The organism is Bacillus sp. OxB-1 (genome assembly GCF_000829195.1).
GTDB lineage: Bacteria > Bacillota > Bacilli > Bacillales_A > Planococcaceae > Sporosarcina.
In genome coordinates this window covers 177,323-193,251 of record NZ_AP013294.1, presented here as the reverse complement: position 1 = coordinate 193,251, position 15,929 = coordinate 177,323, and the positions used below count along the sequence as shown (strand labels likewise).

13 protein-coding genes are annotated in these 15,929 nt (G+C 49.1%); 8 read left to right on the top strand and 5 right to left on the bottom strand.

The genetic code is table 11. From position 1 onward, the window contains the following. Nucleotides 1-6: 6 nt before the first annotated feature. Complete coding sequence (locus OXB_RS01075) at nt 7-2,901, top strand: ATP-binding protein (RefSeq protein ID WP_041071111.1); 2,895 nt, start codon at nt 7-9, stop codon at nt 2,899-2,901. A gap of 8 nt (nt 2,902-2,909) precedes the next feature. Next, entirely contained in the window at nt 2,910-3,836 is a 927-nt protein-coding gene (gene yhaM / locus OXB_RS01070) for a 3'-5' exoribonuclease YhaM (protein ID WP_041076089.1), read from the top strand. Nucleotides 3,837-4,103: 267 nt separating this feature from the next. Here the strand turns inward: yhaM and OXB_RS01060 are convergent, their stop codons facing one another. Continuing rightward, on the bottom strand, nt 4,104-5,048 hold the full coding sequence (locus OXB_RS01060) for a peptidylprolyl isomerase (RefSeq protein ID WP_041071104.1): 945 nt from the start codon (nt 5,046-5,048) through the stop codon (nt 4,104-4,106). A 331-nt stretch (nt 5,049-5,379) separates the two neighbouring features. Between OXB_RS01060 and OXB_RS18285 the strand changes: the two genes are divergently transcribed. Continuing rightward, nucleotides 5,380-5,472 (top strand): YjcZ family sporulation protein, encoded by a 93-nt coding sequence (locus tag OXB_RS18285; RefSeq protein WP_084212358.1) that lies wholly within the window; start codon nt 5,380-5,382, stop codon nt 5,470-5,472. Between the two features lie 152 nt (nt 5,473-5,624). Here OXB_RS18285 and OXB_RS01055 read toward each other — a convergent pair whose 3' ends face one another. From OXB_RS01055 to OXB_RS01040, 4 genes are all read right to left on the bottom strand, one after another. Then, nucleotides 5,625-5,831 (bottom strand): hypothetical protein, encoded by a 207-nt coding sequence (locus OXB_RS01055; protein WP_442852892.1) that lies wholly within the window; start codon nt 5,829-5,831, stop codon nt 5,625-5,627. A 179-nt stretch (nt 5,832-6,010) separates the two neighbouring features. Then, nucleotides 6,011-6,592, bottom strand: a complete 582-nt coding sequence (locus tag OXB_RS01050) for an HTH-type transcriptional regulator Hpr (RefSeq protein WP_041071099.1) — start codon at nt 6,590-6,592, stop codon at nt 6,011-6,013. 353 nt (nt 6,593-6,945) lie between these two features. Then, on the bottom strand, nt 6,946-7,308 hold the full coding sequence (locus tag OXB_RS01045) for a YtxH domain-containing protein (protein WP_041071096.1): 363 nt from the start codon (nt 7,306-7,308) through the stop codon (nt 6,946-6,948). Between the two features lie 132 nt (nt 7,309-7,440). Further along, a complete protein-coding gene (locus OXB_RS01040) occupies nt 7,441-7,965 on the bottom strand; it encodes a tryptophan transporter (protein ID WP_041071093.1) in 525 nt (174 codons plus the stop codon). Between the two features lie 222 nt (nt 7,966-8,187). On the opposite strand from OXB_RS01040, the gene OXB_RS01035 reads away from it, so the two are divergent. The 5 genes from OXB_RS01035 (at nt 8,188) to uvrA (ending at nt 15,880) form a co-directional block, all read left to right on the top strand. Then, nucleotides 8,188-8,937, top strand: coding sequence for an ABC transporter ATP-binding protein (locus OXB_RS01035; RefSeq protein ID WP_041071090.1), 750 nt, complete (start codon nt 8,188-8,190; stop codon nt 8,935-8,937). Then, nucleotides 8,921-10,126, top strand: a complete 1,206-nt coding sequence (locus OXB_RS01030; protein WP_041071087.1) for an ABC transporter permease — start codon at nt 8,921-8,923, stop codon at nt 10,124-10,126. The genes OXB_RS01035 and OXB_RS01030 overlap by 17 nt, the downstream gene beginning before the upstream one ends. A gap of 142 nt (nt 10,127-10,268) precedes the next feature. Further along, entirely contained in the window at nt 10,269-10,511 is a 243-nt protein-coding gene (locus tag OXB_RS01025) for an IDEAL domain-containing protein (protein ID WP_041071084.1), read from the top strand. A 503-nt stretch (nt 10,512-11,014) separates the two neighbouring features. Next, complete coding sequence (gene uvrB / locus OXB_RS01020) at nt 11,015-13,000, top strand: excinuclease ABC subunit UvrB (protein WP_041071081.1); 1,986 nt, start codon at nt 11,015-11,017, stop codon at nt 12,998-13,000. 6 nt (nt 13,001-13,006) lie between these two features. Next, nucleotides 13,007-15,880 (top strand): excinuclease ABC subunit UvrA, encoded by a 2,874-nt coding sequence (uvrA, locus tag OXB_RS01015; RefSeq protein ID WP_041071078.1) that lies wholly within the window; start codon nt 13,007-13,009, stop codon nt 15,878-15,880. The last annotated feature ends 49 nt before the right edge of the window (nt 15,881-15,929 follow it).

Genomic DNA, 15,929 nt, shown 5'->3' with positions numbered 1-15,929 from the left:
GGAGAGATGCGAATCGAGAAACTGGTCATTTACGGATTCGGGAAACATGAAAATGTCACCATCGAACTAGGTTCCGGCATGAACGTCATCTACGGGTTGAATGAAGCCGGAAAAACGACGATCCAGCAATTCATCCTTCATATCCTGTTCGGGTTCCCGCAGAAAAATAGTGCGTTGCTGCGGTACGAGCCGAAATCCGGCGGCAAATATGGGGGGCAGGTGCAGCTGCTGGATGAACGACACGGAAAATGCACAATCGAACGCGTCCGCGGAAAATCCGCAGGGGATGTTACGGTCCGTTTCGGTGATGGAACAGTCGGCGGGGAGGAAAAATTGAAAGAATTGCTTCGCCAATATGACCGTCCTTCATTCGAAGCGATCTTTTCGTTTTCCCTGTTGCAGCTGCAAGGGTTCGAGAAGATGGATGAGGATGAATTGAGCCGGACGCTTCTAGCCTCCGGAACGACCGGCGTGGACGTACTCCTGCAAGTGGAGAAGAAGCTGGAAAAGGAAATGGGCGACCTTTTCAAGAAATCCGGCAAGCTCCCTCAAATAAATGTCAAAATCGAGGAGCTCCGGAACTTGGAAACTGAATTGAAAGCGGAGCGGGAGCGGATTGCAAAGTATGCTCCATCCGTAGATCGGCTCCGGGAGATTGACGGGCTGCTGGAGGAGAAGAGGCGGCAAGACAGACACCTGCAGGAAGAGGAGGAGCGACTGGCGCTAGCCCGGCAGATTCAACCGTTGCTGGAGAAAAAGAGGTCCCTGGAATTGCAATTGGCCGAAAGGGGAAATCATAGTTTCCCGGTGGATGGCGTGAGACGGTATGAGATGACAGCCGGCAAGTTGGCTGAATCGAAAGCGGCCGCCCGACGGCTGGAAGAGGATTTGGCCCATGTCGAATCGCAGATGGCCCAAAAAACGGATGCAGATAAACTCAGTCAGCTGGAACGGCTGCTCGCCCGAGAATCGGAGTGGCATGGTTGGCGTGCGTCGCTTGGCTCGCTGCTCGAGGAGAACCGGCAATTGACAGAAATGAAAAGACGGTTGCTCGACCGCCTCGGCATCGATCCGGATACGGAAGGGACCTTGTTGCAGGCGGATGTGTCTCTGCAACGGGAAGAAGAACTGGCGGACCGGCTCCGGCAACTGGAAGACAATGAAAAGCGGATCAATGCTGTCCAGTATAGCCTGGAGGAATCGGACAGGGAATGGCGTAGTTTGCATAGTGAGCTGCACGCGCATGAACGATCTGCACCTTCCGAAAAAGATAGGGAATTGGCGGAGCAATGGCCGATAATCAGGCAGCGCCTGGCAGAAGCAAGGGCCTATCTCTCCTTGGGAGGAAATCAAAGCAAGTCGAATGAAAAACTGGTGCTCTCCGCTTTTCTAGCGGTTGCAGCATTATGTATCGTTTACGGTTTCATCCAAGCTCAATGGTTGATTGTCGGAATCGGCATCCTGGTAGGCGGCATGGGGGCTTTCCTCCATATGAATAATCGCCCTTCTTCAGACATTGACAAGGTGCGGGAAATGGAGAGCTATGTAGCCGCATATGATGGTCAGGAGCGCCATTATGAAGAATTGGCGGAGAACATCCGTTTATTCCGCGTACAAGAGGAAGCGTTGAAAGGCGGACTTGAAAAGGCGGGCGAGCGGCGTCAAGTCATCGAAGCCGAGATGGCCGACTTGCAAACGCGGAAAAGTCAGCTTTCGACAGATTTGGCCCGCTTCCTCCGTGACTATGGGATAAGCGGGATGCCGAGCATGACCATCATTCCGGAACTGTTCCGCATGAGCCGGGAGTTCCAAGAAGTCTCCCGGGACATCGAAATCAATGCAGAACAACTAGCAACCTTGAAGAGGAATATTTCGGAGCGAATCGAGACTGCGGAACGCCTGCTGCAAAAACAGGTTCAGCCGGATCATCTATATGAACTGCTCAGAAGCGACTATCTGCGCTTGAAAAGGGATGCGGACCGATGGAAGTCCTGGGCGGAAGCTTTGGACGAACAGCAGGCGAAGCTCCAAGAATGCTGCAATTTGATCAAGACGTATGAAAATCAAATCAGCTCTTTATTTTCAGAGGCCGGAGCAGCGACGGAAGATCAATTTTACGAGGCGCATAATGACTATCAGGAGACTGTCCTCCTGAAAAGGCAGCTGGAAGATGTTCATGCCCAGATTGGCGTACAAGGCGAAATTGACGCCCAGCCATTTCGAACTGACACAGAGTGGGACGAACAGGGCAGGATGATCAGGGAAAGCCGGGAAGCGATTGCCGAGGAAATGGAGAAGCTGGTTGAGGAAAAAGCGAAGCTCGTGCATCATACCGACCAGCTTTTGAATGATGAAACTTTGGGGCATAAACAGCAACTGCTCGAAATCAAACGTGCGGAGTTGACCATCTTGGCGAAAAAATGGTCCGAACGAAAAGCGGTGACCGAAGCAATTCGACAGACGATGGACGAATTGAAAGAGCAGAAATTGCCGACAGTGTTACAAATAGCAGCCGGTCTTTTCCATCGTTTGACGAATGGGAATTACAATTCGCTGCACGTGGCAGAAACGGGCCATTTTCAAGCGGTCGCAACGGATGGCAGCTATTTTCCGATAGCGGAACTGAGCCAAGCGACCAAGGAGCAGGCCTACATTGCGCTGCGATTTGCGTTGGCGGACTCGATGCAGGATATCGCTCCGTTTCCGCTCATCCTAGATGATCCATTTGTCCACTTTGACGTCGAGCGGCAATCAAGTATGATAGCAGTAATGGAAGAAATGCAAGAGACGCATCAATTCATTTACTTCACCTGCCATGCAGATAGGTTGGATAAATGGAAAGATGCGACCATTTTAAACGTTTCCGAATTAGGAAGCGGTAAGGGGGCAGTCGTCTTTTGAAAAAAATCATGGACTATAAAGTGGGCGAACCGGTGGATATTTATTTGCTCATTAAACAAGCGACCCGTGGAATTACACAGCAGGGGAGCCCATTCATGACACTCATTTTACAAGATAAAAGCGGAGATATCGAAGCGAAGCTATGGGATACGACCGACCAGCACGCAGCTACGTACACGGCCGCGTCGATCGTGAAAGTCGGCGGGGAGATCCATGAATACCGAGGGAAAAACCAGTTGCGCATCAAGAGCATCCGGCCTGCGAAAGAGGATGAGGGCGTATCGATCTCGGATCTCGTGCCATCCGCGTCGAAAACGAAAGAAGTGTTGTACGAGGAATTGATGCAATACTTTTTTGAAATGAAAAACCCGCATATCCAGCGGATTACCCGTCATTTATTGAAAAAACATCAAAGCCGGTTCATGACCTATCCGGCGGCCACTAAGAATCATCATGATTATGTCTCCGGACTTCTCGATCATGTCGTCTCGATGTTGAAACTGGGCAAGGCGATCGCCGAACTGTATCCTTCCATCAACAAGGATCTCCTATACGCCGGCATCATCCTCCATGATATTGGGAAAGTGGTGGAGCTATCCGGACCGGTCGGCACCCAGTACACCGTTGAAGGGAATCTGTTGGGCCATATTACGATCATGGTCAATGAAATTTCGATTGCGGCGATGGAACTCGAAATTTCCGGTGAGGAAGTGATGCTCCTGCAACATATGGTGCTGAGCCATCACGGAAAAGAGGAGTGGGGAAGTCCGAAGCGTCCGATGCTTAAGGAAGCGGAGATCCTTCACTATATCGATAATATCGATGCGAAAATGAACATGTTGGATCGCGCTTTGGGCAAAGCGGAGCCGGGCGAGTTCACCGAGCGGATTTTCCCGCTCGACAATCGTTCATTTTACAAGCCGACATTTGAATGATAAAGAATTGCGAAGGGGCTGTCCGAAAAGTCCAGGCACAGAGTTGGATACTAGCAAAAAGCAAGGGCGCCGGGGGCCTCCTGCGGGAAAGCCGGCCGACGAGACCCCGCACGGCTGTAAGCCGGAGAAGGCTCGTCGGCTGGCCCGCGGAAAGCGACCAGAGCCCTTGCCTTTTGCGTGTTTAACCGGAGAATCCACTTTCTGGACAGCCCCTTTTTCCTATGTAAAAGACAGACCCCGATCCGGAGTCTGTCCAATTGGTACAACTTATTTTTTCTCTTCTTTTGCATCTTCTTTAGGTTCTTCTGCAGGTGCTTCGTCTGCCGCGTCGCTATCATCTTGAGTGAACATATCGAGAGCGGATTTCAAGTCTTTGTCTTCCACTTTGACATCCGCATCTTTCAGCAATTTGGAGATTTTATCGAAGGCTGCGTTCTCATCCGCTTTCTCCAGCTTCATTTCTTTGCGGAGTTCTTCTTTCTCTTCTTTGGAATACTCTTTGGCATCCTCCACTTCTCTCTTCTCCGTCACTTGGATGATATGATAGCCGAAGTCGGATTTGACAGGTTCGCTAAGCTTGTTCACTTCCAACGCATAGGCCCCGTCCAGGAACGCACGATCCATCGGGCTTGCGTAACTGATCCATCCTAAGTCGCCGCCTGTTTCTTTCGCTGCTTCTTTAATGGAGTATTCCTTTGCAGTGGCCGCAAAATCCGCGCCTTCATCCAATTTCTTTTTCGCTTCCAGTGCAGTCTCTTCGTCCTCGACTACGATATGTTTCACATTCAATTCCGTATTGTTCATTTCAATCCGTTTATTTAGTTCTTCATCGGTCACTTCGACATCCTCTGTCAATGCCGCTTCTTGCAGGGAGTTCAGTTTGATGATTTTCCTGACGCTTTCTTCACTTTGGCCTTGTTGGGCTAAATAAGCTTCAAAGTTTTCGCCAAGCTGGTCTTTCATTTTATTAATTTCATCGTCGACCACTTTGTCGGACACATCATATTTTGCATCAAGCACTTTTTCCAGGACGAGCAGTTGAAGGGTTTCCTTGCCCACGCTGTTCTTCATTTCTTGGTAGAGCTCTTCCTTTGTCACATTGCCCGCTTTGGACTTGGCGATGACTTCATCGTCGCTCGCTTTATTTCCGCTGCATGCCGATAGGGCAAGGACGGAAGCCGCCATTGTAAGTGCGATTGCCTTTTTTCTCATATCATTTTCTCTCCTAACTTTTATCTAAATTCAGCTAAAAAATCCCCACTTCCACAGTGACGGGATAGACTTCAATATTTTCTAAATCAGCGAGTGGTCAAAAGCACGCTGAATTCAGATAAAGCCTCCGGCGGATGTCACGGATTTTTTAGGGGAAGGTTTTCGAGCAAGCTCGAAAAAATCCGGACGCAATTACGCCGAGGCGTAATTGATGGAACAGTAGACACTATACCATAAAAACGCTTTGAAAACAAAAAGGTTCCTTCGGTTGCAATTGCCTACGACAGCTGGAGCGGCCAGCATACGATACATAGAGAGAGGGGGTGCTCCTATGAGCGGATATAACCAAGGGTCTTCCGGCTTCGCGTTAATTGTCGTGTTGTTCATCCTTCTCATTATTGTCGGCGCAGCCTACTTGTATTGATGCAAGATGCTAACTCGCCAATAACCGGGCAGGGAATCATGTAATGGCCATCCCACTTATACGGATAAGTGGGGGATAGGGCGATGATCCAGTCAGGATGAAAAAAGTCCATTCCCATCATCGGGAATGGACTTTTCCAATTGCTGAATGTATTATGCCCGGAAAAACACTTCGACATAAAAAGATAAAATCAATATCGTCACTAAAATATTGACGGTTTTAAAAATCTTCGGTTGTTTCTCTTCGGGGATTTCCCGGGATTCACAAAGGGCATATGTCATTTTATTTATTTGAAATAGATAAAATAAGGAAAACATCACCGTTGCAATTAAGATCAAACCCCAAACCTCCTCTTCCATCTCCAAAACAATCATAGTGAAGTAACTTTGCGACAGCGTAGCGATGTCTGTGCCGAAGCAATGCAGCGGGCACAGATGTCCTATCTATGTATGCCGATACATATCGGAAGTGACTTACCTAATGCCACTCCAAATGTGCCGCATGCACAATCTGTTCATTCATCATATAGAAAATGAAGTTATTTTTCAACAGGCGTGCCCGCTTCTGCCGGGACGGGTTCCTTTTCCTCCTGTTTCGCAACGAATGTATCCCCGATATTCTGGAAACCGCGTTCGAAAATTTCCATGAAATCGTCCCCGTAAATGTTTTTGATGACGGACATCACTTCGAGGAATTCAGGAAATTTCCCATAGAGATTTTTAATAGGCATGGAACCTTCGAGGATGCCATGGCTGGAAGAATAGTAATTTTCATTCATTTCCAATAAAAGTTCTTTTCCTTCTTCAGTGACAGATATATATGTGTTCCGTCGGTCGTCGTCTTTCTTATAGAACTGTAAATAACCTCGTTGCTCCAGTTTTTTGGAAAAATTGAACGCGGTTGAAACATGCATGACCCCAAATTTGGCCACATCAGAAATCGTAGCCCCGTCCAGGTGGAAGGCAATCCATAATATATGGTGTTCATTAATATTCAAGTCATAAGGTTTGATCCATGCCTGCCAATCTTTTTCCACCGCTTTCCAAAGTGCCTTGGACATTTGGGCGACCCGCTGGCTGAATATCATGGCTTCCATTTGCGGAGATGAATTCTGTGTCATTTTGGACACCTGCTTTCTCTATTCTTAACCTTATTTTATTATAGCAGGAAAGCAAGAAAGAGAGAAGTTGGAATTGAGAAATAACTTTTATACGAAAAGTAAAATTTGTTTTTGAACTTATACGGTCCTGAATCGGAAGGACAAAACAAGGGGCTGTCCAGAAAGTGGATTTTCCGGTTAAACACGCAAAAAGCAAGGGCTCTGGTCGCTTTCCGCGGGCCAGCCGACGAGCCTCCTCCGGCTTACAGCCGTGCGGGCTCTCGTCGGCCGGCTTTCCCGCAGGAGTCTCCCGGCACCCTTGCTTTTTGCTAGTATCCAACTCTGTGCCTGGACTTTTTGGACAGCTCCTTGTCTCATTTCTGTTGAGCGGCGATGGAGCGTTCAAGGTCTTCGATGGCTGCCTGGATGTCCGCGATTTCTTGTTCCATCCTTATTCTATGGGGCGCGGCGGCTTGCTGCCAATCCGACACGACTTCTTTCATTTCCTCGATTGTTTCCGGGATGACTTCCTTCGCTTCTTTTTTCAAGTGAGTGATCGAGTCTTTCAGATTTTCAAGTTTTTCTTTGAGATCTGAAAGCTTTTCTTTCATATCCGTCGAAGCGTTTTTGACGGAAGACCGCAATTCGCTTCCTGATTGCGGTGTTGAAAATAAGACAGTAATGGCGGCCCCCACCGCGCCGGTTGCCAATCCGATTAAAAATGTGGATGTTTTCATCGTTCCCGCGTCCCTTCTTTTCTAATAGTGAACGTCTTGTTTACCTCTTCTACTTTAATTAAAACATTTCCCTCTCTTCCGGGCAATTAAAAAAAGCTTTCCACCTGGAGGGGAAAGCTTCTGAATTCATAATTAATTGGTCACTGCCGTTTTCATGGATGTGCGTTTCAGCAAAGTCGTCACAATCGGGTAGATGATGAAGAAGGCTACACCGTTCATGGCAACTGCTGGAAGTACGACAGTCAGGAATAGGGCACTGAATGGAAGATCGACGCCTAAGATGAAGATCGCGATCGAAAGGAAAATCGTTCCGGATAAAATCGTGCCAATACCGGCAAGTACAGTAGATCCGACCAGATTATTGCGAATGGATTTGAATGCGACAATGATTGCATAGATGACGAATGCCGTCACCAATTTATCGATCACGTTCGGCACAAATCCACCAGGGAAACTTGAAAAGATTCCGGAAATGACACCTGTTGTCCCACCGAGCAGAAATACGTTACGGGCTTGCGGGAACAATAGGATTCCGATGAACATCATCGTCAACATGAAATCCGGTTTCATCCCACCGTTATATCCTGGGATCACTAAGTAAAGAGCAGCACCGACGGCAACTAATAAAGCCATGAAAACTAAATTTTTCGTATTCACTTCTCATCTCTCCTCAACTCGACTCGTATTTGGGCCTTCCTGCCGTATCCTCTTGATCGACAGCGAAAACTTATAACTATAGTACATCAATTTCATGGATTGCGCAACTGCATATTTCATGAATGAAACCGCACACGCATATTGTGGAGCAATCGACAAACGATGGACAAGGCATTTTCACATGTCTTTTGTTAAAATACTTATTATGAAGGGATGATGAAAATGGCAATTCTTGAATTGAACGATGTAACGGGCGGTTATACGAGAAAGCCCGTCCTGCATGACTTGAGTTTTGAAATCGAAAAAGGGGAACTCGTCGGCCTGATCGGATTGAATGGAGCGGGGAAGAGTACGACGATCAAACATATCATCGGATTGATGGACCCGCATAGCGGAGAAATCAAGGTCAATGGTGTGACGTTCCAGGAGAATCCGGAGATGTACCGAAAATCATTCACCTATATACCGGAAACACCGATTTTATATGATGAACTGACATTACAGGAGCATCTGGAGCTGACGGCTACGGCGTATGGCTTGGATGAGGATTTATTCAAAGCGCGGTCGGAGAAATTGTTGAAGGAGTTCCGGATGGAAAAACGGTTGAAGTGGTTTCCTGCCCATTTCTCAAAGGGGATGCGCCAGAAAGTGATGATCATGTGCGCGTTCCTCGTGGAGCCTTCCCTCTATATTATCGATGAGCCGTTTGTCGGCTTGGATCCGCTCGGAATCCGCTCGCTGCTTGAACAGATGACCGAGATGAAAGAGCAAGGGGCATCGGTGCTCATGTCCACTCACGTCCTTTCGACTGCGGAGCGCTATTGCGACCGGATCATCTTGCTGCATGAAGGACGGGTGCGGGCGGCGGGCACGATGGATGACTTGCGGAAGGCGTTTGGACAGCCTGGGGCCACTTTGGATGATTTGTATATTGCGATGACAGAGGAAAATCACGATGAACGGCTTGCGTGAAATTTGGTCTGGCCGGTTCATCCATTACGTCACGGAACTTCAGAAGTACTTGAAATATGTATTTACCGGGCATTTGGCGATTGTCCTGATGTTTTCGATCGGTGCAGGCGGCTATGCCTATAGTGAATGGTTGAAGGAGGTGCCGGCCGATTTTCCGGCGGTTCTTATCACTTCCATTATCCTAGCGGCCGTACTGGCCTATTCGCCGGCAGTGACTCTATTGAAACCGGCCGACGTGGTATTTTTCCTGCCATTTGAAAAGAAGATGGGGCGTTATATTGGACGGGCCTTGCGCTGGACAACCTTTTCCCAATTGGCGCTGCCGCTGGTCTTATACATCGTTGCCTTGCCCTTGCTGTCGGCGACCGAAACGGGTTCGAAGGTCATCTTGCTATGGCTTGCCGCTTTCATCGTCGTAATTAAATGGGGCTTCGTCGAAACGGAATATTTTTTCCGGCACACCTTTTCGGGCGGGGGCATATGGAAAGACCGGCTGATTCGTTTCGTTCTGGCAGCCCTTTACATTTATTGCTGGCTCGGACCGTCCCCCGTTGTTGCAATCGGGTTCTTGGCGCTGATCGGCTTCTATGGAGCGTATTGGCGGAAAAGGAAGAGTGCAAAACCGTTCCCTTATGAGCATTTCATTGAATTGGAACAAAATCGGATGATGCGTTTTTATCGATTCGCCAATTATTTTACGGATGTGCCTCATCTGCAAGGCTCTGTCAGCAGAAGGGGATGGCTCGGTTTTCTGATGGGAAGGCCGGATTTCCACAATCCGGCGCCTCAATCCTATTTATTGGTCCGGACTTTCATTCGGACAGATGATATTTTCTGGCTGTGGGTGAGGTTGACTGCGCTATCCATCGTAGGAGTCGTCTTAATACCGTTCCCGTTCGTTTCGTTCATTTATGTCGGTGCGCTTGCCTTTGCTTCCGCCGTGCAATTGATCCACGCTTTGCGGGCAGGCGACGATTTCCGCATGGATCGGCTGTTTCCTGAAAAGGAGGACTCCCGTCCGTCGGCTATCCGAAAATTAGTCAGGCTAGTCCAATGGATTCAGATCCTATTGGTTGGAATAGCGGCGTTCATGACGTATGGGGTGTCCATGAATCCTTTACTCATCCTAGCTGTCATGCTCATTATTTCCGAGGCTACGATACGATTGACGCAAGATAAGAAAGAATGATGTTTTGTTAGGAAAGGCCTGTTTGCTATGAAATTCATTTCAAATCAGTGTAAGTGATTCAAAAGAAGGAATATTCAAAAAACCCTTGCAACTTCCTGTGCGTATTAGATATAATAAATAAAAGGCATCAGAGGTGAGCGAGATGGAAAACAACTATTCGTATGCTGAATTCTTGAAAGCCGTTGGTAAAAACAGTTCATCGCTCCAAGCGGAAAAATTGTTGAATGAAATCTACATGGATCTGTTTCTCAAACATATTCATCGGGAGCAAACGAAAAAAAGGCTCGTACAGTTAATTGATGATGCGCTTGACCGTCGGGATGAAAAGGCATTCCTGTTGTACACAGAAAGCCTTGCTAAATTGGAAGACCAAGAAAACGAATAAACTTGAAACGAAACGCCGCATAACTAACATGCGGCGTTTTTTCGTGTCTTTAAACCATATAGGATGAAATAAAGATTTAGACTTGGTCATCCCAGTTGCTTGGAGTGGAAGGCGCCGACTCCTGCGGGAATAGCATGAGCCTTGGGACCCCGCAGGGCGCAGCCTTTCGCGACCGAGGAGGCTCAAGCCATGCCCGCGAAAAAGCGAGCGCCGGAACGAAAAGCCACAGATTGACAGCAGTCATCTCTTTATTTCATTCCGAACTGAAAATAATGTGGATTAACACTTGACCACGGGTAAGAAAGCGTCCGCCTGCTCCTGTCGCTGCGCTTTCGTCGCAAACTAAATTTGAAACGGAAAGCTACGGTGGGTATGTTCGTTTCTGTTTAGTAAGTTTATTTCATAATAGAAAAAGAAAGTTAAAAAACACACGTTCGTTTTTATTAGGTGAATAAAAGGGAATGTGATAAAATGGAGGCAATTCATTTTGGGAGTGTTTGATTATGAAGAATTATCAATTCGACTTACAAGCTCCTTATTCACCGTCAGGCGATCAACCTGCGGCCATTGCCAGTTTAGTGGAAGGACTGGCGAAAGGGAAAAAACACCAGACTTTGCTGGGAGCGACTGGAACAGGCAAGACGTTCACCATTTCGAACGTCGTAAAAGAAATTAATCGACCAACCTTGGTCATTGCACATAATAAAACATTGGCAGGTCAGCTATATAGTGAGTTCAAGGAGTTCTTTCCGAATAATGCGGTAGAGTACTTTGTCAGTTTCTATGATTATTATCAGCCGGAAGCGTATGTCCCCCAAACGGATACGTACATCGAAAAAGACTCCAGCATCAATGACGAGATCGATAAATTGCGCCACTCGGCCACATCTGCTTTATTCGAACGGAATGATGTCCTGATCGTTGCCTCCGTATCATGCATCTACGGTCTCGGTTCGCCGGAGGAATACCGGAACCATCTCATTTCGTTGCGTCCAGGCATGGAAATCGAACGGAATGTCTTGCTTCGTAGATTGGTGGACAACCTGTATGAGCGCAATGATGTCAACTTCACTCGAGGAACATTCCGTGTGCGCGGAGATGTTGTGGAAGTGCTCCCGGCCTCACAGGACGAACATTGCCTGCGCATCGAATTTTTCGGGGATGAAATCGAACGGATCCGTGAAGTCGATGCGTTGACAGGAGAGATTTTGGGCGAACGGGAACATGTCGCCATCTTCCCGGCTTCCCACTTCGTCACCGGCGAAGCGAAAATGGCAAAGGCAATCGAGAATATTGAAATTGAATTGGAAGAACAATTGAAGATTTTACGGGAACAAGACAAGCTTCTCGAAGCGCAGCGCTTGGAGCAACGTACGCGTTACGATCTTGAAATGATGCGTGAAATGGGCTTCTGTTCCGGAATCGAGAACTACTCCAGGCATTTGACGCTGCGACCGCCCGGTGCAACACCTTACACCCTTCTAGACTATTTTCCAGATGACTTTTTAATTGTGGCGGATGAAAGCCATGTCACTTTGCCGCAGATCCGCGGTATGTACAACGGGGACCAGGCGCGTAAAAAAGTGCTGGTCGACCACGGTTTCCGACTGCCCTCCGCACTGGATAACCGTCCGCTCATGTTCGAGGAATTCGAACGGTATATCCACCGGGCCATCTATGTATCCGCCACTCCAGGACCATATGAAATCGAACATACGCCGGAAATGGTGGAGCAGATCATCCGTCCGACGGGCCTATTGGATCCGATTATCGAAGTCCGTCCGATCGAAGGCCAGATCGATGACCTTCTGGACGAGATTCAACAGCGGGTTGAAAGGAACGAACGAGTGCTCATCACGACGTTGACGAAGAAAATGTCCGAGGACCTGACAGACTATTTGAAAGATGTCGGCGTCAAGGTCAATTACCTTCATTCGGAAATCAAGACGCTGGAACGGATCGAAATCATCCGGGAGCTGCGGCTCGGTACGTACGACGTCCTCATCGGCATCAACTTGCTGCGGGAAGGGCTGGACATCCCGGAAGTGTCGCTCGTTGCCATCCTCGATGCGGACAAGGAAGGGTTCCTCCGCTCAGAACGATCGCTGATCCAGACGATCGGCCGCGCCGCCCGAAATTCGAACGGACATGTCATCATGTACGCGGATCGGATGACCGACTCGATGACAAAAGCAATCGAAGAAACGAAGCGGCGCCGTGAAATCCAAATGGCGTACAACGAAAAGCATGGCATCATACCGAAGACGATCCAAAAAGAAGTGCGGGATGTCATCCGTGCCACACAGGCGGCGGACGAAGCCGTATCTTACATCGATAAAGTGACAGAAGGAAAGAAATTGACGAAAGAAGAAAAGACTGCCCTTCTTGCGACGTTGGAGTCTGAGATGAAGGAAGCGGCCAAAGCGCTTGACTTTGAACGCGCTGCCGAATTGCGCGACACCATTTTGGAATTGAAAGCGGAAAGGTAGATAGCGATGAAAAATACTGAAATTGTCATACAGGGGGCGCGGGCGCATAATCTCAAAAATATTGACGTCCGCATTCCGAGGGACCGGCTCGTCGTCATGACGGGGCTATCCGGTTCAGGAAAGTCCTCCCTTGCCTTCGATACGATCTATGCGGAAGGGCAGCGCCGGTATGTGGAGTCATTGTCTGCGTATGCCCGCCAATTCCTTGGCCAGATGGACAAGCCGGACGTCGATGCGATTGAAGGATTGTCCCCTGCGATTTCCATCGATCAGAAGACGACGAGCCGGAATCCGCGTTCCACCGTCGGAACCGTAACGGAAATCTATGATTATTTGCGTCTTTTATTCGCACGGATCGGAAAGCCGATTTGTCCGATTCATGGGACTGAAATATCATCTCAAACGGTGGAGCAAATGGTGGACCGGCTGATGGAACTGCCGGAGCGCACCCGGATCCAAGTGCTGGCACCCGTCGTCTCGGGCCGTAAAGGGACGCATGCCAAACTGATTGAAGATATTAAGAAACAAGGGTATGTCCGTATCCGGGTCAATGGGGAAACGATGGATCTGGATGATAACATCGATCTCAATAAAAATAAGAAACATTCGATTGAAGTGGTCATCGACCGGATCGTCATCAAAGCCGATATTGAAGCCCGCCTGAGCGATTCGCTCGAGTCGGCGCTCCGTCTGGCAGAAGGGACCGTGCTGGTCGATGTGATAGACGGAGAGGAAATCCTGTTCAGCGAACATCATGCTTGTCCTTTATGCGGGTTTTCGATCGGTGAATTGGAACCGAGGATGTTTTCATTTAACAGTCCGTTCGGTGCTTGCCCGGATTGCGATGGATTGGGATCGAAACTGGAGGTCGATGCCGAGCTGGTCATCCCGGATCCGTCCCGTTCGTTGAAAGACCATGCCATCGCTCCGTGGGAACCGACGAGTTCGCAATATTACCCCGAGTTGCTGAGAACGGTGGCGGACCATTTCGGGATTCCGATGGACGCGCCCGTCAGCGAGTTGCCGGAAGAGGATCTCCATAAAATACTTTACGGCTCGAAGGATGAAAAGATACGTTTCCGCTATACGAACGAGTTCGGAGGAACCCGCGACAACAACATCTATTTTGAAGGGGTGCTGGCCAATGTCGCGCGCCGTTTCAAGGAGACATCTTCCGATTATATCCGGGAACAGATGGAGAAATACATGGCGCAGCGACCATGTCCGACATGCGATGGCTACCGTCTGAAGGAAGAGACGTTGGCGGTCAAGGTGAACAGCGTCCATATCGGGCAAGTGACGGAATTGTCGATCATGGAGGCGGACCATTTTTTCAAGGAGCTCCAACTATCCGAGAAAGATGCGCAAATTGCGAAGTTGATCTTGCGGGAAATTGATGAAAGGCTCGGATTCCTGATCAATGTCGGTCTTGATTATCTGACGTTGTCACGGGCTGCCGGCACATTGTCGGGCGGAGAAGCGCAGCGGATCCGTCTGGCCACGCAGATCGGCTCTCGATTGACGGGCGTCCTTTACATCCTGGATGAACCGTCCATCGGGCTGCATCAACGGGATAACGACAGACTGATCGGCACCTTGCAGAGCATGCGGGACATCGGCAATACGTTAATTGTCGTGGAGCATGACGAAGACACGATGATGGCAGCCGACTATCTGATCGATATCGGGCCGGGAGCGGGCGTTTCCGGTGGACAAATTGTTTCAGCCGGCACCCCGGAAGAGGTCATGGCAGACCCCGCTTCCTTGACGGGCCAGTATTTGAGCGGCAGGATGTTCATCCCGTTGCCATTGGAACGGAGAGAAAGCGATGGCCGGAAAGTCGTCATCAAAGGTGCATCCGAGAACAACTTGAAAGGCGTCGATGCCGAGTTCCCGCTCGGGCAATTCATTGCGGTGACCGGGGTTTCGGGATCGGGAAAAAGTACATTGGTCAATGAAGTGCTGCATAAAGTGCTCGCACAAAAGTTGAACCGATCGAAACAGAAACCGGGCCAATACGAGTCGATCACGGGCTTGGAGGAGCTGGAGAAAGTCATCGACATCGATCAGTCGCCGATCGGTCGGACGCCGCGATCAAACCCGGCAACGTATACGGGGGTTTTTGATGATGTCCGCGATGTCTATGCAGCAACGAACGAAGCGAAGGTGCGGGGCTACAAAAAAGGGCGATTCAGCTTCAACGTAAAGGGCGGCCGTTGTGAAGCTTGCCGGGGAGACGGCATCATCAAAATCGAAATGCATTTCTTGCCGGACGTCTATGTCCCTTGTGAAGTGTGCCACGGAAAACGGTATAATCGTGAAACGCTGGAAGTCACATATAAAGGGAAAAATATCGCGGATGTCCTGGCGATGACCGTTGAAGATGCGCTGCAATTTTTTGAGAACATCCCGAAAATCAGCCGCAAACTCCAAACGATTGTCGATGTAGGGCTCGGTTATGTTCAATTGGGCCAGCCGGCAACAACCTTATCAGGAGGAGAGGCGCAGCGGGTGAAATTGGCATCGGAACTGCATAAGCGCTCCAATGGGAAGTCCTTCTATATTTTGGACGAGCCGACAACGGGGCTCCATGTCCACGATATTGCGAAGCTTCTTACTGTCTTGCAACGGCTGGTCGATACGGGGAATACGGTCCTCGTCATCGAGCATAATCTCGATGTCATCAAGACGGTCGACCATATTATCGACCTCGGTCCGGAAGGCGGGGATAAGGGCGGCCAAATTATCGCGACGGGCACACCCGAGATGGTGGCAGAGGTGGAACAATCCTACACAGGCCGCTATTTAAGGCCGATTCTCGAACGGGATCGGGAGCGGATGGATAACATTATGGAAGAAGCAGAAAAAGCCGCGGAGTGAAACCTTTCGTCTATTGATTCGTATATATGGCTAATGGAGATGAACAATT